Below are 16,988 nucleotides of genomic sequence, written 5' to 3'. Positions count from 1 at the left end.
CAAAAACTGCCTTGTGTCCGATCCGGGGCTGACGCTCAGCTGGCCAGAGTTACTTACGCGGCTTTGGTCGAAAAGCGGTAACCGGTTCCCCGAACCGTCTGGATCAGATGGTCGTAGTCGTCGCCGAGGGCCTTGCGCAGTCGGCGGATGTGGACATCAACCGTCCGTTCCTCGACATAGACATTACCGCCCCAGACCTGGTCGAGAAGCTGGGAGCGAGTATATACCCGTTCCTGGTGGGTCATGAAGAACTGCAGCAGCCGGTATTCGGTGGGGCCCATGGTGAGGGCGCCTTCCTGGGTGGTGACACGATGCCCGACCGGATCCAGGGTCAGGCCGTCCACGTCAATGGGGCTGTCCACCCCAGGCGGCGTCGTGCGCCGCAGGACTGCTTTCAGGCGGGCCACCAGTTCCCTTGGGCTGAACGGCTTGGTGATGTAGTCATCGGCACCCACCTCCAGGCCCTGGATCTTGTTGTCTTCCTCAACCTTGGCGGTGAGCATGATGATGGGAATATCGGCGGTTGCCCCTTCTTTTTTCAGGCGGCGGGCCAACTCCACACCACTGGTGCCGGGCAGCATCCAGTCCAGGAGCACGAGATCCGGATGTTTGTCGACAATCAGGGCATGGGCTTCCCGGGCGTCCGCTGCCTCCAGATAGTCATAATCCGCCATTTCGAGGGCCACGGCGATCATCTCGCGGATCGGCGCCTCGTCATCGACGATCAGGACAGTTTTTCCAGTCATGAGCTTCAACCTGTGTCAGACCTTGGTTTGTTGCTGCCTCATTACAACGTCCAGATGTTACAAGTATATGACAGGTTCAGCGCATCAGCAGATCGATGGCCAGGCCCGCAAACACCGCGAAACCAGCCCAGTTGTTGTTCAGGAACGCCTTGAAGCAGCCCTCACGGTCCCGTTCCCGCGCCAGATACTGGTGGTACACAAACAGGCAGGCCATGGCCACGACGCCCAGATAGTAAAAGGTGCCGAGTTCGGCGCGCTGGCCCACGATGATCAGGATCAGCACGACCATAGCCTGCAGGATGGCAATGATCGTTTTATCCGCATCACCGAACAGGATGGCCGTCGATTTGATGCCCACTTTCAGGTCGTCGTCCCGGTCCACCATGGCATAGAGGGTGTCGTAGGCCACTGTCCAGAGTACGTTGGCTGTGAACAGAAGCCAGGTGAGCTGGCTGAGTTCGCCGGCCTCGGCCGCCCAGGCCATGGGGATAGCCCAGGAAAACGCCGCCCCGAGAAACAGCTGCGGCAGATGGGTATAACGCTTCATGAAGGGGTAGATGAACGCCAGCAGGGCGCCGCCGAAAGAGAGATACAATGTCAGCGGATTGGTGAACAGGACCACCATCAGGAAGGCGATCAGGCACAGGCCGGCAAACAGTGCCACCGCCTCCCAGGGTTTGACCCGGCCGGCCGTGAGTGGGCGGTCTTTGGTCCGTTTGACATGCTTGTCCCAGTCCCGATCAGCAAAATCGTTGATGGCGCAACCGGCGGCCCGCATGAAGAAGACGCCCAGCGTGAAAATGATGACATTGCCAAATCCGGGGCTGCCTTCCCCGGCCAGCCACAGGGCCCAGTAGGTAGGCCAGAGCAGGAGCAATGTCCCGATCGGGCGGTCGATTCTGAGCAGGCTGGCGTAGTCGGCCAGCCGGCGCTGGATAGGGTCTGGCACGGCATCGGGCAACATGGGGTGCGTCCGTCTGGTGTTCTGCGAATTCAGCAAGTGCAGGGGATTATAGCCAGTGGCAGGCAGCCGGTTAAAGCGTGTTCCGGTGAAACAGGGCGGGCAGGAAATATTCACCCACCAGCAGGGCGCTGTTATGGCCACTGAACAGGGAGCGCCGGGCCAGCTCTGGCTGGCCGGGAATGACAGGATTGCAGAGGCCGGTTTCCAGCGGGCCCCGTTCCCAATGAGGGCTGGTGAACAAATAGGCCCCCAGTGGCCTGTTGCCCAGATGCAGCAGGCGGCGCCCTTCACCTTCCAGGCAATTCAGGGGGATGACGGTCCGTGCCAGCACCCAGGGCTCGCCGTCACCGCACAGCCGCACTTCCCGTATCCAGGCGTGTTGCCTGGGGGGAATTGCCAGGCGCCGGGATTCCTCCAGGCTCGGTGACCCGAAGCCCTCCCGCCGAACCTCGACATGAAATGACCGGATGCATTGTTTCTGCAGGGCCCGGGTAAACGAGCCTTCCACCTGCAGCCAGTACCGGGCGCGACCGTGCACCGCGGGATTGCGCAGCCCGGCCGCTGTGAGAGAGCGATACCAGCTCGTCGGGGGGATGGTCAGTTGGCTGTTGATGTCGCTCTGTCGGCTTTTGATATCAGAGTCCCTTGACCGCATAGATGCCGGGCGCGTTGCGCCAGTAGCCCTTGTAGTCCATGCCGTAGCCGAACAGGAAACGGTCCTCCACTTGCAGGCCGGTGAAGTCCGCCTTCAGGTCCGGCCGTGCTTTGCGGTCGTGTTTCTTGTCCACCAGTACCGCGGTGAGTACTTCCCGGGCACCATGGGCCCGGCAGTAATCGGCAATGGCACACAGGGTGGTGCCTTCATCCAGAATGTCGTCCACAATCAGAATGGTGCGGCCATTCATGTCGGCTTCTGGCTGAAGTTTCCATTCCAGGATGCCGCCGGTGGTTTCCTGGCGGTAGCGGGTGGCGTGCAGATACTCGGCCTGGACCGGGAACCGGAGCCGGGGCAGTAACTGCCCGGTGAGGATCAGTCCGCCATTCATAACGCAGAATAACAGGGGATTGCTGTCTTTCAGGCGTTCGGTAATATCGTCGGCCAGTTTGCCAATAGCAGTCTGTACCTGCTGCTCATCGACCAGGCAGTCGGCTTCGGCCATTACCTCGTTCATCCCGGCGACGGTATCGGTCATATCGGTCGGTCCTGTCGTAAAACGGGCGATTATACCGGAGAGAGTCGCCGGAAGGGAGGGTTGCTCCTTTTTCGGCGGGTCTGTATTTGTGGCTATTGGCAGAACCCCCCGGTATGGTCCGCCGGTATTGGCATTGGTCAATTCCGGGGCGATGGGTATGATGGCCTGATTCAACCGTTGTTCGTACCTGGTAACAGGGTAAAAACACTTGTGCGCAATATTGTCAGACAATTATCATTGCGCCCGAAAGACATTGGGAGACGTTCTATGAAGAAGTGGCAGTGCGTGGTTTGCGGTCTGATTTACGATGAGGCGGAAGGCTGGCCCGAGGATGGCATTGAGCCCGGCACCAAGTGGGAAGACGTGCCGGAAGACTGGGTCTGCCCCGATTGCGGGGTTGGCAAGGAAGACTTTGAGATGATCGAGATTGGCTGATACCACCTGGCGCGGTTTGACGAAATGAGGAACGCGGTTATGACTGAGCAGGCCCCCATCGTTATCGTCGGTACCGGATTGTCCGGCTACTCGCTGGCGCGGGAAATCCGCAAGCAGGACAAAGAGACCCCGGTAATCATGGTGACTGCCGATGACGGCGTAAGCTACTCCAAACCCATGCTCTCCACCGGCTTTACCAGGGGCAAGGATGCCGAGGGTCTGGCCCAGGGCGCAGCCGGCGCCATGGCGGAACAGCTGAATGTGCAGATCAGGGCGTTCACCACTGTCACCGGAATTGATACCCGGGCACACGAACTGGTGCTGGGCGACGAGCGCCTCGTCTACAGCAAGCTGGTCCTGGCCTGGGGCGCCGATGTCATTCGGCTGGGCCTGGAGGGCGATGGTCAGGAGCACGTGTTCTCCATCAATGACCTGATGGACTACCGCGAGTTTCGCAAGGCCCTTGGCGATGGCAAGCGGGTCGCAATTATGGGTGCCGGCCTGATCGGTTGTGAGTTCGCCAATGATCTGCGCAACGGCGGCTACGAGGTGGACGTGATTGCGCCTTCGGAAGTGGTGATGCCTGGCCTGTTGCCAGAGGTTGCCGCCAATGCGGTTCAGCGGGAGCTGGAAAGCCTGGGCGTCCGCTTCCACCTCGGCACCGTGGTGGACCGGATCGACCGGAAGGGAGGCGGCGTCAGCCTGACTCTGGCCAATGGCGAGACTCTGGATGCCGACCTGGTGTTGTCCGCCGTCGGCCTGCGGCCCAGGATCGGGTTGGCACTGGCGGCCGGCCTTGCTACCGGTCATGGCATTACCGTCAACCGTGCCCTGGAAACCTCGGCGCCGGACGTCTACGCTCTCGGAGACTGTGCCGAGGTGGACGGTCATGTCCTGCTTTATGTCCTGCCCCTGATGGCCTGTGCCCGGGCCCTCGCCAAGACGCTGACCGGCGAGCGAACCGACGTGAGCTATGGCACCATGCCGGTGATGGTCAAGACCCCCTGTTGCCCCACTGCCGTTTGCCCGCCGGCTCCGGATGCCCGGGGCAGTTGGGATGTGGAGCAGGACGGCACTGACGTCAGGGCGCTGTTCAGGGGGCCGGAGGGTGAGGTCCTCGGGTTTGCAGTAACTGGCCGCTTCGCGTTGGAGAAACAGGCGTTGTCCCGGGAAGTGCCGCCGATACACGGGTAACTCTCCGAACTGACTGAATGGCTTCGGTTCCCTGGAGCCGTTTTGCCTGCCGTTCGCGGCTTTTTATTGCGAAATCTCCCCGCTTGCGGTAGAAAACTCCGTCGTGTGCTAACGAAATCACAGGAGCAGGCATGCTTGAGGTAACCAGGAGGCTGGTGGAATTGCTCGACCTTTCGCCCATCGGCGATGATCACTTTCAGGGCGATAGCGAGGACCTGGGCTTTCCCAACGTGTTCGGCGGACAGGTTCTCGGCCAGGCGCTGATGGCTGCCAGCCGCACCGTCGAGGGTCGCCTTTGTCATTCCCTCCATGCCTACTTCTTGCGACCGGGCAATCAGAGCATGCCCATTGACTACGAGGTCCAGCGGGTCCGGGACGGTGGCAGTTTCTCCGTTCGACGGGTGATTGCCCGCCAGGATGGCAAGGAAATCCTGACCGGGTCCATGTCGTTCCAGGTGGCCGAAGACGGTTTTGAGCACCAGTTGACAATGCCGGATGCACCGGGCCCGGAAACGCTTCGCTCGGAACAGGAGTGGGGCGAGCTGCTGGCACCCCAGGTGCCGGAGAAAATGCGGCCGATCCTGACCCGTGACCGCCCGATAGAAATCCGGCCCGTGAACCCGGTCAATCCGCTAAAGCCCGAAAAACGTCCGCCCCACAAGCAGAGCTGGTTCCGCGCCCAGGGGCCGTTGCCGGATGATCCGGTGCTGCACCGCTGCCTGTTGACTTATGCCTCCGATTTCCAGTTTCTCGGAACTTCCCTGAATCCCCACGGCCTGACGTTCATGAGCAAGAACCTGCAGGTGGCCAGCCTGGATCACGCCATCTGGTTTCACCGGGATTTTCGCATGGACGAATGGCTGCTGTACGACAAGGACAGCCCCAGCGCCTCGGCAGGTCGTGGTTTTAACCGCGGCAACTTTTTCAATGAGGAGGGTTTGCTGGTGGCTTCCACCACCCAGGAGGCGTTGATCCGTCAGCGTTGACAGGATGCTCAGCCAAGTTTGCGCTGGTCCGGCTGGTGGTGGTTTCGGCCCAGCCAGTCCAGCAGCTCATGGAAGGGGAGCGGCGGTGTGATCAGGTAACCCTGGATCATGTCACACCCCATCTCCCGCAGCAGATCCGCCGTGCCGTGATCCTCCACGCCTTCTGCAACGACCTGATAGCCCAGGCTGTGGCACATGTCGATGGTGGTCTGCACGATGACCCGGTCTTCAGCCTCGGTGGCAAGATCCGTGACCAGTGACCGGTCAATCTTGACCTCGCTGGCGGGTAACTGCTTGATGTATGAGAGCGAAGAGTAACCGGAGCCGAAATCATCGATGGACACCGGAATGCCCGTGTCATTCAGGGAGTTCAGGGCTTTCAGGGAATTGCCCGGGTCCTGCATCATTGAGGTTTCTGTGACTTCAAAAATGATGGCACCCCGATGGCCGTGATAGCTGCTCATTAAGCGTTGTACAAAAGTCGGGAAATCCGGTTCTCGCAGATTATTCGGAGAAATGTTCACGGAAATCGTCAGGGCCCAGCCGCTGTCCAGCAGTTGCGAGCGCATGGCCAGGGACTGCTCAAGCACCCATCGTGTCAGGGGTTTGATCAGCCCGGTCTGCTCCGCAAGGCTGACAATCTCGTCGGCACGTATCGGCTGGGGCCGTCCTGGCCATCGGATCAGTGCCTCCATGCCCACAATCCGGCCGGTTTTCAGGCACTGTTTGGGTTGCATGAAAAGCGCCAACCCATCATTTTCCAGTGCCTGCCGCAGCTCCGAAACCATGGTGAGCCGGTCAGCGCTGTAGGAATCCCTTGCCGGCTTGTAATAGGCGATGCCCCGTTCCCGGGCCGAGTCCGAGCCTTCGGCGATCACCGCCCGGCGGATCAGCGTGTTTGCATCCACGCCATGCTCCGGGAAAATCGCCACACCCAGTCGCGGGTCCAGGGGCACCTGCATGCCAAGGTAATCGATAGGGTACCGAATGCCGTCCAGGCCTTTGATAATCGACCGGGGAACGGAGCCGGTGGCATCGGCGTCAACGACAAACGCAAAGGTCTGTGGATCCAGTGAGGCCAGGAAAAAATTGCGCAGATCACTCTGTTCCACCGGCATGGCACCCGGCAGTTCCCGGATAACGGCATTGAAGTGTTTCGATGCCAGTTCCAGAATCCGGTCGCTGTTGCGGTGGCCCAGAGTCTTGGTAATGGACTGCAGGTTGTTCAGATGAATGATCGCAACACCATAACGTTTATCCGGGCTGCGCATCATCAGGTCATTCAGCATCATCTCGAAACTGCTGCGGTTGGGGAGACCGGTCAGCGGGTTATGCAGGGCGTGGTCCATCAGCTTGAGCTCTGCCGAGCGTCGCGCTGCCATGGCCCTGAGTTCGGCCTCCCGGGCTTCCACCTTCTCCTGCCGTTGCTGGTACAGTCTCGCTGCCAGAGCCAGTGTGAGCAGGATGGCCTCCAACGCCGAGCCAATCTGCATCCCGTAGGTGGTCAGGAAGGTAGTGGGTAGCAGCCCGTATTTGTTGGCCCCGGTGACGGCGCTGCCGAGCGTCAGTGCACCCCAGGCCAGGGTGTAGTAACTGGCCTGGGGATTACCCTTGGCCCATTGCAATGGGCCAAGGGTCGTCAGCAGCAGGCAACTGGGAATGGCCAGTGCCACGGTCAGGCGGCTCCCGGTGCTGTAATCAACAAAGAAGATGATAGCGGCAACCGCGGCATTCAGGGTGATGGTGAGAACGACCAGCCGATCCAGAGTGGGTCCGGTATTCTTCAGCTTCAGGAACGAGCGGGAGAACAGCAGGGTGAACAACACCGCAAACGGCACCGATAGCAGCATTATCTGGTTCTGTATGGCGGGACTGTCTGGAAAGATAAGCTGGAAGGTTGTGCCATTGAGACTGGCGATCAACAGCAGGTAGCCAAGGGTTGAGAGCACGTAGAGCAGATAAACCGGCTCCCTCAGGGCGGAAAAAATGAACAGGTTAAAGAAGATAACGGTGATCAGGATGCCGTAATAGACTGCATGCAACTGATCTTCGATAGATATGTGCTCGAAGAATGCCTGCGCGTTCCAGAGCTTGAGTGGTATCTGCATGGCTCCCTGAGTGTTCACCTCCAGCAGAATCTGGTACTCACTGGCAATGCTCTGTTCAAAGGGAAACAGGAAATAGCGGTGCAGTATGGGTCGCTGCTTAAAGGGAACCCGGTCCCCGGTCATTACCCGGGTGGCGATCCGGCCGTTTTCCAGCAGATAGAAAGTGAGCCTGTCGAGCTGGGAATAGCGGACTTCCAGAAGATTGATCGTTTCCGGGTGGCTGACGGGAAACCGGAGCCAGACCGTGTCCCTGATGTAGCCGAAATTCGGGCTTTCCTCTTTCAGGGTTTGCCAGTCGCCGGACGCCATCGCTTCGGCGGCGGTGAGGGCGCTATCCGGGCCAACGCGGAGGTACTCAATCTGCGGGATATACGATGTCTCAGCCCCTTGGGAAGGGGCTGCATGGCCTGACAGCAGAGTAAGTGCTATCAGCAAACGGAGCCAGTGTGTTGATGCCACGGTGTACCGCTTTCTATTGCTGTCTTTGCGAGTATGACGTGTCGCCATTAATGGCTCAAGTCGCTGGCGGGACCGGTTTGGCAAATTTCTGAAATCCCGCCAGCTCTGATTAAGCCAATCCCGGGCCCGGGGCAGTGTGTCCGCTTCTGGCCGGCTCAACTCACGGGCTTAACGGGCGGGTCAGTCTCCTGACTGCGCACTCGTGGTGCGATCCGGTTGCGACCGGACTCCTTGGCAGCGTACAGGTTCATATCGGCCTGTTTCAGCAGTTCGTCCAGGGATCCGGCCTTGGCAATAGAACAGACGCCCGCACTGATGGTAACCGGCAGGCTTTGCCCCCTGAACCGAAACGGCTGCCGGGCGACCCGGGAGCGAAGCCTTTCTGCCAGGGTCAGTGCCTGGAGCAGGGACGTGTCGGGGAGGAGTACCAGAAACTCTTCGCCGCCCCACCGGGCCGCCACATCGGTTTGCCGGATCACTGTGTTCATCAGCACAGAAAATTCGCGGAGCACTTCGTCACCGGCATCGTGGCCGAACTGATCGTTGATGGTCTTGAACAGGTCAAGATCAATCAGGGCAATGGAGAAGTGATGCCCGGAGCGCAGGTAGCGGGAAAACTCCATGGCCAGCCGGTTTTGCATGTCCCGGCGGTTGGAAAGCCCGGTGAGCTCGTCGGTTCTCGCCGCACGCTCGTGGGTTTCGGCAAGCGCCAGCAGCTCATTGCGGGCCTTGAGACGGCTGGCCTCAAGGACAAAGCAGAAAATCGATTCGAAGGTGAAGGTGGCAAAGAAACGGATCTTGAAGTCCGTGCTGTATTCCGCGACCACCAGTGGCAGTCCGGGAAACTGGAACACCACAACGGCAATGAGGTAACAAAACAGCAAAACCGCCGTGCCGGTTTTCAGGTCGGTGAGGTAGAACAGCAGGGGTGGAAATACATAGAACCAGAGGGGGCCGGTATTGCTCTCACCGCCAGAGGCCATCAGATAGGTAAACAGCAGGCCGACAATAACAATCAGCCCGCCTTTCTGCCTTGTCTGGTTGCCGGTGCTGGCAAAATACAGCATGTTCAGGCCGATCAGCCCGATAAACGACCAGAGCACCCAGGCGTGGGTTGCGTGGCCGGCGAACCAGGCCTTGGCGCCGATTCCGACGAGAAAGGCAATGGCGGTGGCCGACAGCCAGGTGAGCAGCCGCGAGACCTGGGCGTCTTCCTGTGCGCCGGCGGCGATCTGGCCGGAGGAGGTTGGTTGGGACATGAAAGCCTTATTTTTGGTGTTTTTGTGATTTAGACGCTTTTGGACCCGGATTATGAGTGACGTTAGTGAAATTTCGCAGCCTCGTCTGTGATGTGTTTAGCCTGGCTGAAATATGACCGTTTTATTTCAATTTCATGTCAAAGATTTTATAGTTGCGGCGCGGCAAAGCGCGCTCCCTTTTTTCACAGACTAAACGAGACCTGATCTGTTATGGCCCGTTCGAGCGGATTCCTGGACACTCTCCTTACCAGCCCTACCACAGAACGATACAGGGTCGGCATCAGCCTGCTTTTCCTGCTTGGTATATGGCTGACCGTCGGATCATTCAGCCAGGGAATGCCGAACAGCATGCTGCTGATGGCCGCCGCGGTCATTGGTGGTTACATGGCAATTAATATCGGTGCCAACGACGTTGCCAACAACGTCGGTCCGGCGGTGGGGTCCGGGGCACTCTCACTGGGCGCGGCGGTTGTGATTGCGGCTGTTTTTGAGGCAAGCGGTGCGATCATCGCCGGTGGCGAGGTGGTCTCTACCATCAAAGGCGGCATTATTGATCCCTCGACCCTGGAAGAGGGTCGGGCCTTTGTCTGGCTGATGACAGCGGCCCTGCTGGCCGGCGCGCTCTGGCTGAACCTGGCCACCTGGATGGGCGCACCGGTATCGACAACCCACTCCATTGTTGGCGGCGTTCTCGGTGCCGGCATTGCTGCCGGCGGCTGGGGCATTGCTGACTGGGCGGTGATGGGCAAGATTGCTGCGAGCTGGGTTATCTCACCGGTGCTGGGTGGTGCCCTGGCGGCGCTGTTCCTGTACGTGATCAAGAAGACGGTGCTGTATCGCAAGGATGTCATCCCGGCGGCGCGCACCTTCGTGCCCTGGCTGGTGGCTATTATGGCCTGGGCATTCGGTACCTATCTGATGGTCAAAGGGGTGAAGAAAGTCGTCAAGGTAGACTTTCTTGAGGCGACGCTGATCGGTCTTGTGGCAGGGACTGTGGTGTTCTTCGTGATGCGCGCGCTGGTGGGACGACTGGCGTCAACCATGGAGAACAGTCCGGCCGGAGTGAACACCTTGTTTATCTGGCCACTGATCTTTGCAGCTGCGCTGCTGAGCTTTGCCCATGGTGCCAATGACGTGGCAAACGCCATCGGCCCGCTGGCGGCCATTAACGATGCCCTGTCAACCGGAGCGGTGATTACCTCGGCCAGTATCCCGCTATGGGTCATGATGGTCGGTGCTCTCGGTCTTGCCGTTGGCCTGATGCTGTTTGGTCCGCGCCTGATCAAGACGGTTGGCAGCGAAATCACCGAACTGGACAAGACCCGGGCCTTCTGTATCGCCCTGTCTGCCGCGCTCACCGTTATTCTCGCTTCCCAACTGGGCCTGCCGGTCAGCTCCACCCATATTGCGATCGGCGGTGTATTCGGCGTGGGATTTCTCCGGGAATACCTGAAATCCAATTACGCAACCCAGTTGCACAAGATCATGGAGCACCACGATCCTGTCGAGCAGGAGCGCCTCAAGCCCTTCCTGGATGACTTTCGCAATGCCTCCGTCGAGGAAATGGAAGACCTGCTGAAGCAGGCCAAAAAGAAAAAACAGGTGCCGTTGTCCAAATCCGAACGCAAGCGGCTGAAAAAGATCTACCGGGAAGAGATGGTCAAGCGCTCCCACCTGGTACGCATCGCGGCAGCCTGGATTATCACCGTGCCGGCGTCGGCCTTTATGGCGGCTATCCTGTTCTTCACCCTGCGGGGCTTGTTGATCTGACTGGGCTGGTTGTAGCCGACCAGTTTGGCCATACTATGCAGAAAGTACGGAGGCGGTGCCTTCGCGCATCCATTTGTCCGGGGAGTGAAGTATGAGTACGTCGAGTGAGAGCCGTCAGGCGAAGATGATTGATGAGCTTCGGGTATTCATCAAGAAGGTGTTGAGTGATCCGACCATTGCGGTCAAATCCATGGAGATTGCCCGCAAGCATCGCGGTGAGCCGAATGCCGAGGAGATCATCGCCCGGGAAATCAGTGCCAATACCACCATTCGGATCCCCGAGAACTGGAGTGAGGCGGACCGCATGTTCCTGGATATCATCCACGAAGTCCTGGATGATGAAGAGGCGCTTTACTGAGGTTGAGTTGAACTCGGAGCGAGTGGGGCAGAGTCCCTGCAAAAACCGTGCGGAGCCAGGAATGGCGGAGCCGAGCGTACAGGGATGTATTCGCAGCGTGTTTTGAAGCGCCCCCAGCCGGCTCACCTGGCATTTACGGTCGCCTTCATGCTTGCCGGGCGCTGGGCGTTACCTGTTTCAATACGGCTTCAGCCATCTGATGCAGTATGTTCATTTCGTCCCGGATTCCTTCATCCGCTGACAGCTCCCGTTGTTCAGCCAATATGTCCGCCAGGATGTCCTTTGTGGTCAACGGGTTTGCCAACACCACCCGGAATACGATGCAGGGGAAGTTGAAATAACGGGCGGGTTCCAGCCGGGTCCGTGAGACGAACGCCTTGCCCCGTTCCCGCTGGGTTTTCTGGATGAACTTGGTGATCCGGTTCAGGCAGGTGTTGAGCTTCTCCGCCTGTAATGGATCGGCATATGCCAGAGCATCCTGAACGTTCTCGGGGCAATAGCGATAGGTCAGGATGTTCAGTTCTGGTCGGGTAACCAGTTCGAAATCCGGCACTGCTTCGATCATTTCGGCAAAGGTTTTGGCTTTGTCGATGCCCTGGTCGATCAGGATCTCGTAGCCCTCTCTGGCGAGGATTTTCAGGCCGGAGAGGATGAGCATGGACATGCCGGGCCGCGAGCCTTCGAGGGTGGTGCTGCCCAGATCCCGCGAGCCTTTCCGGATGATGTACTGGGCGTGGTGCTCCACGGCACTGGCCAGGCTTGGGTCGCGGAACACGACGAGACCCACACCCATGGGTACGTATAACTGTTTGTGAGCATCGAAGGTGACGGAGTCCGCTTTTTCGATGCCTCGCAACAGGTGTTTGTAGGTGCGGGAGAACAGGGTTGGCCCGCCCCAGGCGGCGTCGACGTGGAAGTGGGCGCCGAATTCCCGGGCGATGTCGGCCATGGCGTCCAGTGGGTCGACGTTGCCGGTTTCGGTGGTGCCGGCGACACCGCAGATGGCCATGACCTTGATCTTCTGGCGCTGCAGTTCCAGGCATTTGTCCCGCAGGGCGTCGGTCTGGATTCGGTTTTCGTCGTCGGTGTCCACCGAAATCAGGGATTCCCGGCCCAGGCCGAGTACGTCGGCAGCCTTGCGCAGGGAGTAGTGGCCGCGACGGGAGGCCACGATGGCGGCGCCTTCGTAACCATAGTATTTCAGGGCCCGGAACAGGCCTTCCTGATGCAGGCCCCGAAAGCTGCCTTCGGCGGGGAAGGCCCGGTTGCGGGCGACCCAGAGGGCAGTCAGGTTGGCGATGGTGCCGCCGGAGCACATGGCGCCCAGGGCATGGCGGGGGTCGTGCATCCACTTACGATAGAAGGCGCCGTCCTCCTGGTAGACCAGTCGGTGAATCATGCCCAAGACCTGGCGCTCCATGGGAGTGAACGCCTTGGAGGTTTCGGTTTTGACCAGGTTCTGGTTCAGCGCAATCATGATCTTGGACAATGGCAGCATAAAATAGGGCAGCGCTGAGGTCATGTGCCCGATAAAGGCCGGGGAGGCGGTGTGAACGGAGTTGGCGACCAGTTTGTCCAGGAGGAACTGGGCCTGTTCAGACACGAAGACGGGCTTTTCGGGGATGCTGTAATCGGAGAAGTCTTTCTCCACGTCCGAAAGGTCCCGTTCAACCGCAACAATGTGCTCCTGCAGGAAGCCTGCAAGGTTGCGGGAGATGTTCTGGTCAATCCGGCTCAGCGTGGATTCCGGCGCCTCGGGCACCGTGAATACGCGATACATGGCCTCAACCGAGGCCTGGGCGGATTTTTTCTTTCCGGTCATAGGCGCCACCCATGCTCAGTGGGCATCCGGAGGGCCGGTTCCGGATGCCCTGCGGACACGGCCGGTATTGATGTCCGGCACTGGTTTCTGGTCACCTGCCCCTGGCAGGCGCATTGGCATCCCTGAGGGGCCGTAGTATACGGCCTGGCGACAGGTTACGCCACATCGCCCCTGCCCGGGGTGTTGTGCCCCAGTCAGAGTAGTTCCCGATGACTATCCAGTATGGCAGCATCCACCCGTTCCTGGATGGCTTTTTCGACCTGGTCGAGGCGTTGGGTAATCTGCCGGGAGGAGGTGCCCAGGGCGGCGATGGTCCAGGTGGCGCAATCGAGGGCGTCCAGGTCGGCGGTTTCGGCCACGGCCAGGTCGGGTTCTTTGCCCCAGATGGCTTTCAGGGCGGTGAAGACTTTGCGCTTGGCTTTGAGGTCGTCGCAGCCGTAGAGCTGGAAGTGCAGGGTCAGGACGCCCACGTGGGGCGTGATTACTGGCTGTTGGGGCTTTTCGCCTTCCCTCAGGAGTTTTCTCAGGGCTTCTGACATGGTTGGTTCCGACCTTGGTGCCTGAACCGGCGGGGGTTGGCTTTCCAAAACACGCTCCTTACGGCACATCCCTGTGACGCTTGGGCTCCGCCATCCATGGCTCCGCACAGTTTTGGAAAGCCAACCCCCACCGGTTCGCATAGTTCTCAGTAGGCTTCTGTTGCCTTGGCCGTCGTTCGTTATAGCGCCGACAACAAATACATTAGCCTACTACAGGCGTTGCCCGTTTGATAATGGCTGCCGGATCCGTGCCCGAGGGCAGGTTGCCGTAGTTCATGCCGCCGCCGGATTGCAGGCGGGAGGCGCAGAAGGCGTCGGCTACGGCTTTGTCGGAGTGGCGCAGCAGCAGGGACGCCTGCATGACCAGGGCCATGCGGTCGACCAGGTTGCGGGCACGGTACTGGAAGTCGCTGATGTCGGCGAAGTCGTGTTGCAGTTGCGCCAGGAACTGGTCGAAGCGGCGGTCTACGCCTTTGGCTTCGGCAGCTTCTTTAAAGAAGGCGTCGAGGGTTTCGGGTTCTTTTTGCAGGGCGCGGAGGGTGTCCAGGCACTGGACGTTGCCGCTGCCTTCCCAGATGGCGTTGACCGGGGATTCCCGGAACAGGCGGGGCATGATGCAGTCTTCCATCACGCCGCTGCCGCCGATGCATTCCATGGCTTCGTAGGCGTGGTTCGGGGTGCGTTTGCAGATCCAGTACTTGCCGACCGGGGTGGCCAGGCGTGCCAGCAGGCGTTCGTGTTCCTTGTCCTGGTTGTCCAGGGCGCGGGCGATGCGCAGGGTGTAGGTCAATGCGGCTTCGCTCTCCAGGGCCAGGTCGGCGAGCACGTTCTGCATCAGCGGTTGTTCGATCAGGCGGTTGCCGAAGGCGCTGCGGTGGCGGCAGTGATGAGTGGCCTGGGCCACGGCCTGGCGCATACCGGCGGAACTGCCGATCATGCAGTCGAAGCGGGTCATGGCGACCATTTCGATGATGGTGGGTACGCCGCGGCCTTCTTCGCCCACCATCCAGGCGAGGGCGCCGCGCAACTCGGTTTCGCTGGAGGCGTTGGCGATATTGCCCATCTTGTTTTTCAGGCGCTGGACCTGCCAGGGGTTCTTGGTGCCGTCCGGGCGCCAGCGGGGCATGAGGAAACAGGACAGTCCGCCCGGTGCCTGGGCCAGTACCAGGAAGGCGTCGCACATGGGGGCGGAGACAAACCATTTATGGCCCACCAGTTCATAAGCCTGGCCGGGGCCTTCGGCACCCACCGGGTAGGCTCTGGTGCTGTTGGCCCGGACATCGCTGCCGCCCTGTTTTTCGGTCATGGCCATGCCGATGGTGACGGAGGTTTTCTGGCTGTCCGGCAGGTTGCGTGGGTCGTAGCGGTTGGCGAGGATCCGGGCTTCCCAGTCCGCCGCCAGTTCAGGTTGTTTCCGGATGGACGGAATGGCGGCGAAGGTCATGGTGACCGGGCAGCAATGGGCCGCTTCCACCTGGGAGTGCATGTAGTATTTGGCGGCGCGGGCCACGTGAGCGCCCTGACCGGGCTGGCTCCAGGGGCTGCTGTGCAGGCCGTTTTCGAAGGCAATCCGCATCAGTTCATGGTAGGCCGGGTGGAAATCCACTTCGTCTATGCGGTGGCCAAAACGGTCGTGGGTGTTGAACACCGGCTTGTTGGCGTTGGCGCGAAAGCCCAGCTCGATGGTTTCGGCGGCGCCGGCCAGGGCACCGAATGCCGTGAGGTCTTCGGTTGCGCTTCCGGCACCTTCTCGGAGAGCGGCTTCCTGCAAAGCCGTGTCCTGCTCAAACAGGTTATAGTTCTCCAGGGCCGGAGGCTGGTTGAAGACCTCGTGGGTGGTGGCCAGGTAGCGATCCTCCTGGTCGGTTATTGGCATCGGGGGTCTGGGTTGCCGCGCGTTCATTGCTACCTCCTGGTGCCGGTCAACCCCTGCATGCAGAAGCGGATGATGGAATCGACCAGCGGGTCGTTGTTGTCAATTGTTGCGCAGGCAGTCTGGGTTGGCGACAGCGGCCCAACCAGGCTTTCTGCAATGGCGCCGACCAGGCAGGTACTGCTCTGGCGTGCGTCCTGATCCGGTATGCACTTTTCGTCGATGCCTTCCCGGATCGCTTTCTCAAACAGGCTGGCGTAGGCCTTACGGTACGCCAGCCGTTCCTCTTCAACTTTCGGGTCCACCGGCTCGGCAATCAGTGACCAAGCCATCATCGGACCTTTCAGGGCCCGTTCGGCGAACTGTCTCAGGGCCCGCTCAAGCCTTTCGGCTGCGTTTCCTGAGGTGGCCAGTGCTTCGGCAACCTTGTCCACTTCCCGCTGGGTTGCCAGCCGGAATATTTCCGCAAACAGGTCTTCCCTTGACTCGAAGTGCCGGTAGAGGGTTCCCGTGGCAACGCCTGCCAGGTCAGCAATACGGGTAACTCTCGCGCTTCGGAAACCACCCTCGGCAACGCACCGGTAGGTGCACTTCACAATCCGCTTTCGCGCCTCGGCCTTACGCTGGCGCATTTTCTCCGTTTCCCGATAGGCCATTCCGGCTCCCTATAAGTAGTGAATCATTATTCATTCTTTGTGTCAATTCTTCAGGCTCTGGATAGATAATAAATTAAACCTTTTAATTCATTGCCTTATCGATATTTACAAAAAATTACAAAAAAGTAGTTGCCGGTGAATGGCGTAGTCATAAAAAGCAGATTATAAAGACGCCAAGACGAGGCCGCAGGCGGTTGTTCGTCGATACGGAGTGAGGTTCCCTGCGGGGTCGCAGCACTCGGCCATCTGTTTTCGTTGATGGAGAAAAGACGATGAGTGAATTCGACGAAAGCAACCTGGAGCAGTCCGGAAGCTGGACCAGCGACAGTGATGACAACCATTCCATTGCCGGCCGTGCACGGATTCGCGCACAGTTGCAGGCAGACATTGATGCTTTCCTGGGCCAGGGCGGCAAGATACAGGAAGTCGATACAACCTTTCGTTCGGATTGCCCGCGTAAGGTGGAAGTCGGGTTCAACAACCGGTCTCTCTGAACACCGGTCAGGCGAGCCGGGGTACCCCCCGGCCCTGTTTTTGATCGCTGTCTCGGTACCACCTGCCAGCCTGGTTTATTCTCGCCCACTACCATCCTGTCCTGTTAACCGGGGCAAGGCGTCAGTCACCCG

Annotated in this window: 16 protein-coding genes; 6 read left to right on the top strand and 10 right to left on the bottom strand. The window is 59.7% G+C overall.

Features of this window, described 5'->3' with window-relative positions; genetic code table 11:
- Positions 1-53 precede the first annotated feature (53 nt).
- The 4 genes from phoB to QPL96_RS05100 form a co-directional block, all read right to left on the bottom strand.
- Positions 54-746, bottom strand: a complete 693-nt coding sequence (phoB, locus tag QPL96_RS05115; protein ID WP_303286018.1) for a phosphate regulon transcriptional regulator PhoB — start codon at positions 744-746, stop codon at positions 54-56.
- Positions 747-822: 76 nt separating this feature from the next.
- Positions 823-1,710, bottom strand: coding sequence for a 4-hydroxybenzoate octaprenyltransferase (gene ubiA / locus QPL96_RS05110; RefSeq protein ID WP_303286017.1), 888 nt, complete (start codon positions 1,708-1,710; stop codon positions 823-825).
- A gap of 70 nt (positions 1,711-1,780) precedes the next feature.
- Positions 1,781-2,365 carry a chorismate lyase gene (locus QPL96_RS05105; protein ID WP_303286015.1) on the bottom strand — a complete coding sequence of 195 codons (585 nt, stop codon included), beginning with the start codon at positions 2,363-2,365 and terminating at the stop codon, positions 1,781-1,783.
- Positions 2,346-2,903: a hypoxanthine-guanine phosphoribosyltransferase gene (locus tag QPL96_RS05100; RefSeq protein WP_303286013.1), complete on the bottom strand. Its 558-nt coding sequence runs from the start codon at positions 2,901-2,903 to the stop codon at positions 2,346-2,348. The genes QPL96_RS05105 and QPL96_RS05100 overlap by 20 nt, the downstream gene beginning before the upstream one ends.
- Before the next feature lie 267 nt (positions 2,904-3,170).
- On the opposite strand from QPL96_RS05100, the gene QPL96_RS05095 reads away from it, so the two are divergent.
- The 3 genes from QPL96_RS05095 (at position 3,171) to QPL96_RS05085 (ending at position 5,518) form a co-directional block, all read left to right on the top strand.
- A complete protein-coding gene (locus QPL96_RS05095) occupies positions 3,171-3,338 on the top strand; it encodes a rubredoxin (RefSeq protein ID WP_008173532.1) in 168 nt (55 codons plus the stop codon).
- Positions 3,339-3,377: 39 nt separating this feature from the next.
- Positions 3,378-4,532 (top strand): NAD(P)/FAD-dependent oxidoreductase, encoded by a 1,155-nt coding sequence (locus QPL96_RS05090; protein WP_303286011.1) that lies wholly within the window; start codon positions 3,378-3,380, stop codon positions 4,530-4,532.
- Between the two features lie 131 nt (positions 4,533-4,663).
- Entirely contained in the window at positions 4,664-5,518 is an 855-nt protein-coding gene (locus QPL96_RS05085) for an acyl-CoA thioesterase II (protein WP_303286010.1), read from the top strand.
- An 8-nt stretch (positions 5,519-5,526) separates the two neighbouring features.
- Here the strand turns inward: QPL96_RS05085 and QPL96_RS05080 are convergent, their stop codons facing one another.
- A complete protein-coding gene (locus QPL96_RS05080; RefSeq protein WP_303286008.1) occupies positions 5,527-8,085 on the bottom strand; it encodes an EAL domain-containing protein in 2,559 nt (852 codons plus the stop codon).
- A 155-nt stretch (positions 8,086-8,240) separates the two neighbouring features.
- The gene (locus QPL96_RS05075; protein ID WP_303286007.1) at positions 8,241-9,344 is read right to left on the bottom strand and encodes a GGDEF domain-containing protein; all 1,104 of its coding nucleotides are present in this window, start codon (positions 9,342-9,344) and stop codon (positions 8,241-8,243) included.
- A gap of 210 nt (positions 9,345-9,554) precedes the next feature.
- Between QPL96_RS05075 and QPL96_RS05070 the strand changes: the two genes are divergently transcribed.
- Positions 9,555-11,114, top strand: a complete 1,560-nt coding sequence (locus QPL96_RS05070; protein ID WP_303286005.1) for an inorganic phosphate transporter — start codon at positions 9,555-9,557, stop codon at positions 11,112-11,114.
- 91 nt (positions 11,115-11,205) lie between these two features.
- The gene (locus QPL96_RS05065) at positions 11,206-11,472 is read left to right on the top strand and encodes a hypothetical protein (RefSeq protein WP_303286003.1); all 267 of its coding nucleotides are present in this window, start codon (positions 11,206-11,208) and stop codon (positions 11,470-11,472) included.
- A gap of 145 nt (positions 11,473-11,617) precedes the next feature.
- Here QPL96_RS05065 and panP read toward each other — a convergent pair whose 3' ends face one another.
- The 4 genes from panP to QPL96_RS05045 all read right to left on the bottom strand — a co-directional run bounded on the left by panP (position 11,618) and on the right by QPL96_RS05045 (position 16,362).
- Positions 11,618-13,294: a pyridoxal-dependent aspartate 1-decarboxylase PanP gene (gene panP / locus QPL96_RS05060; protein WP_303286002.1), complete on the bottom strand. Its 1,677-nt coding sequence runs from the start codon at positions 13,292-13,294 to the stop codon at positions 11,618-11,620.
- A 194-nt stretch (positions 13,295-13,488) separates the two neighbouring features.
- Positions 13,489-13,833: a DUF503 domain-containing protein gene (locus tag QPL96_RS05055; protein ID WP_303286001.1), complete on the bottom strand. Its 345-nt coding sequence runs from the start codon at positions 13,831-13,833 to the stop codon at positions 13,489-13,491.
- 202 nt (positions 13,834-14,035) lie between these two features.
- A complete protein-coding gene (locus QPL96_RS05050; RefSeq protein ID WP_303286000.1) occupies positions 14,036-15,736 on the bottom strand; it encodes an isovaleryl-CoA dehydrogenase in 1,701 nt (566 codons plus the stop codon).
- 2 nt (positions 15,737-15,738) lie between these two features.
- Entirely contained in the window at positions 15,739-16,362 is a 624-nt protein-coding gene (locus QPL96_RS05045) for a TetR/AcrR family transcriptional regulator (protein ID WP_303285999.1), read from the bottom strand.
- A 272-nt stretch (positions 16,363-16,634) separates the two neighbouring features.
- Between QPL96_RS05045 and QPL96_RS05040 the strand changes: the two genes are divergently transcribed.
- A complete protein-coding gene (locus QPL96_RS05040) occupies positions 16,635-16,856 on the top strand; it encodes a hypothetical protein (RefSeq protein ID WP_303285998.1) in 222 nt (73 codons plus the stop codon).
- Positions 16,857-16,988 lie beyond the last annotated feature (132 nt).

Origin of the sequence: Marinobacter sp. SS8-8 (assembly GCF_030540945.1) — a bacterium.
Lineage (GTDB): Bacteria > Pseudomonadota > Gammaproteobacteria > Pseudomonadales > Oleiphilaceae > Marinobacter.
Note: the sequence above shows the minus strand (reverse complement) of the source record. Positions and strands in the feature narration are given on the sequence as shown.

What these genes read in the sequence shown, in the direction of transcription:
- QPL96_RS05095 (WP_008173532.1), top strand. Translation starts at nt 3,171, where the DNA reads ATGAAGAAGTGGCAGTGCGTGGTTTGCGGTCTGATTTACGATGAGGCG.
- QPL96_RS05090 (WP_303286011.1), top strand. Translation starts at nt 3,378, where the DNA reads ATGACTGAGCAGGCCCCCATCGTTATCGTCGGTACCGGATTGTCCGGC.
- QPL96_RS05100 (WP_303286013.1), bottom strand. Translation starts at nt 2,903, where the DNA reads ATGACCGATACCGTCGCCGGGATGAACGAGGTAATGGCCGAAGCCGAC.
- QPL96_RS05070 (WP_303286005.1), top strand. Translation starts at nt 9,555, where the DNA reads ATGGCCCGTTCGAGCGGATTCCTGGACACTCTCCTTACCAGCCCTACC.
- QPL96_RS05050 (WP_303286000.1), bottom strand. Translation starts at nt 15,736, where the DNA reads ATGAACGCGCGGCAACCCAGACCCCCGATGCCAATAACCGACCAGGAG.
- panP (WP_303286002.1), bottom strand. Translation starts at nt 13,294, where the DNA reads ATGACCGGAAAGAAAAAATCCGCCCAGGCCTCGGTTGAGGCCATGTAT.
- QPL96_RS05045 (WP_303285999.1), bottom strand. Translation starts at nt 16,362, where the DNA reads ATGGCCTATCGGGAAACGGAGAAAATGCGCCAGCGTAAGGCCGAGGCG.
- phoB (WP_303286018.1), bottom strand. Translation starts at nt 746, where the DNA reads ATGACTGGAAAAACTGTCCTGATCGTCGATGACGAGGCGCCGATCCGC.
- QPL96_RS05065 (WP_303286003.1), top strand. Translation starts at nt 11,206, where the DNA reads ATGAGTACGTCGAGTGAGAGCCGTCAGGCGAAGATGATTGATGAGCTT.
- QPL96_RS05055 (WP_303286001.1), bottom strand. Translation starts at nt 13,833, where the DNA reads ATGTCAGAAGCCCTGAGAAAACTCCTGAGGGAAGGCGAAAAGCCCCAA.
- ubiA (WP_303286017.1), bottom strand. Translation starts at nt 1,710, where the DNA reads ATGTTGCCCGATGCCGTGCCAGACCCTATCCAGCGCCGGCTGGCCGAC.
- QPL96_RS05040 (WP_303285998.1), top strand. Translation starts at nt 16,635, where the DNA reads ATGAGTGAATTCGACGAAAGCAACCTGGAGCAGTCCGGAAGCTGGACC.
- QPL96_RS05085 (WP_303286010.1), top strand. Translation starts at nt 4,664, where the DNA reads ATGCTTGAGGTAACCAGGAGGCTGGTGGAATTGCTCGACCTTTCGCCC.
- QPL96_RS05075 (WP_303286007.1), bottom strand. Translation starts at nt 9,344, where the DNA reads ATGTCCCAACCAACCTCCTCCGGCCAGATCGCCGCCGGCGCACAGGAA.
- QPL96_RS05105 (WP_303286015.1), bottom strand. Translation starts at nt 2,365, where the DNA reads ATGCGGTCAAGGGACTCTGATATCAAAAGCCGACAGAGCGACATCAAC.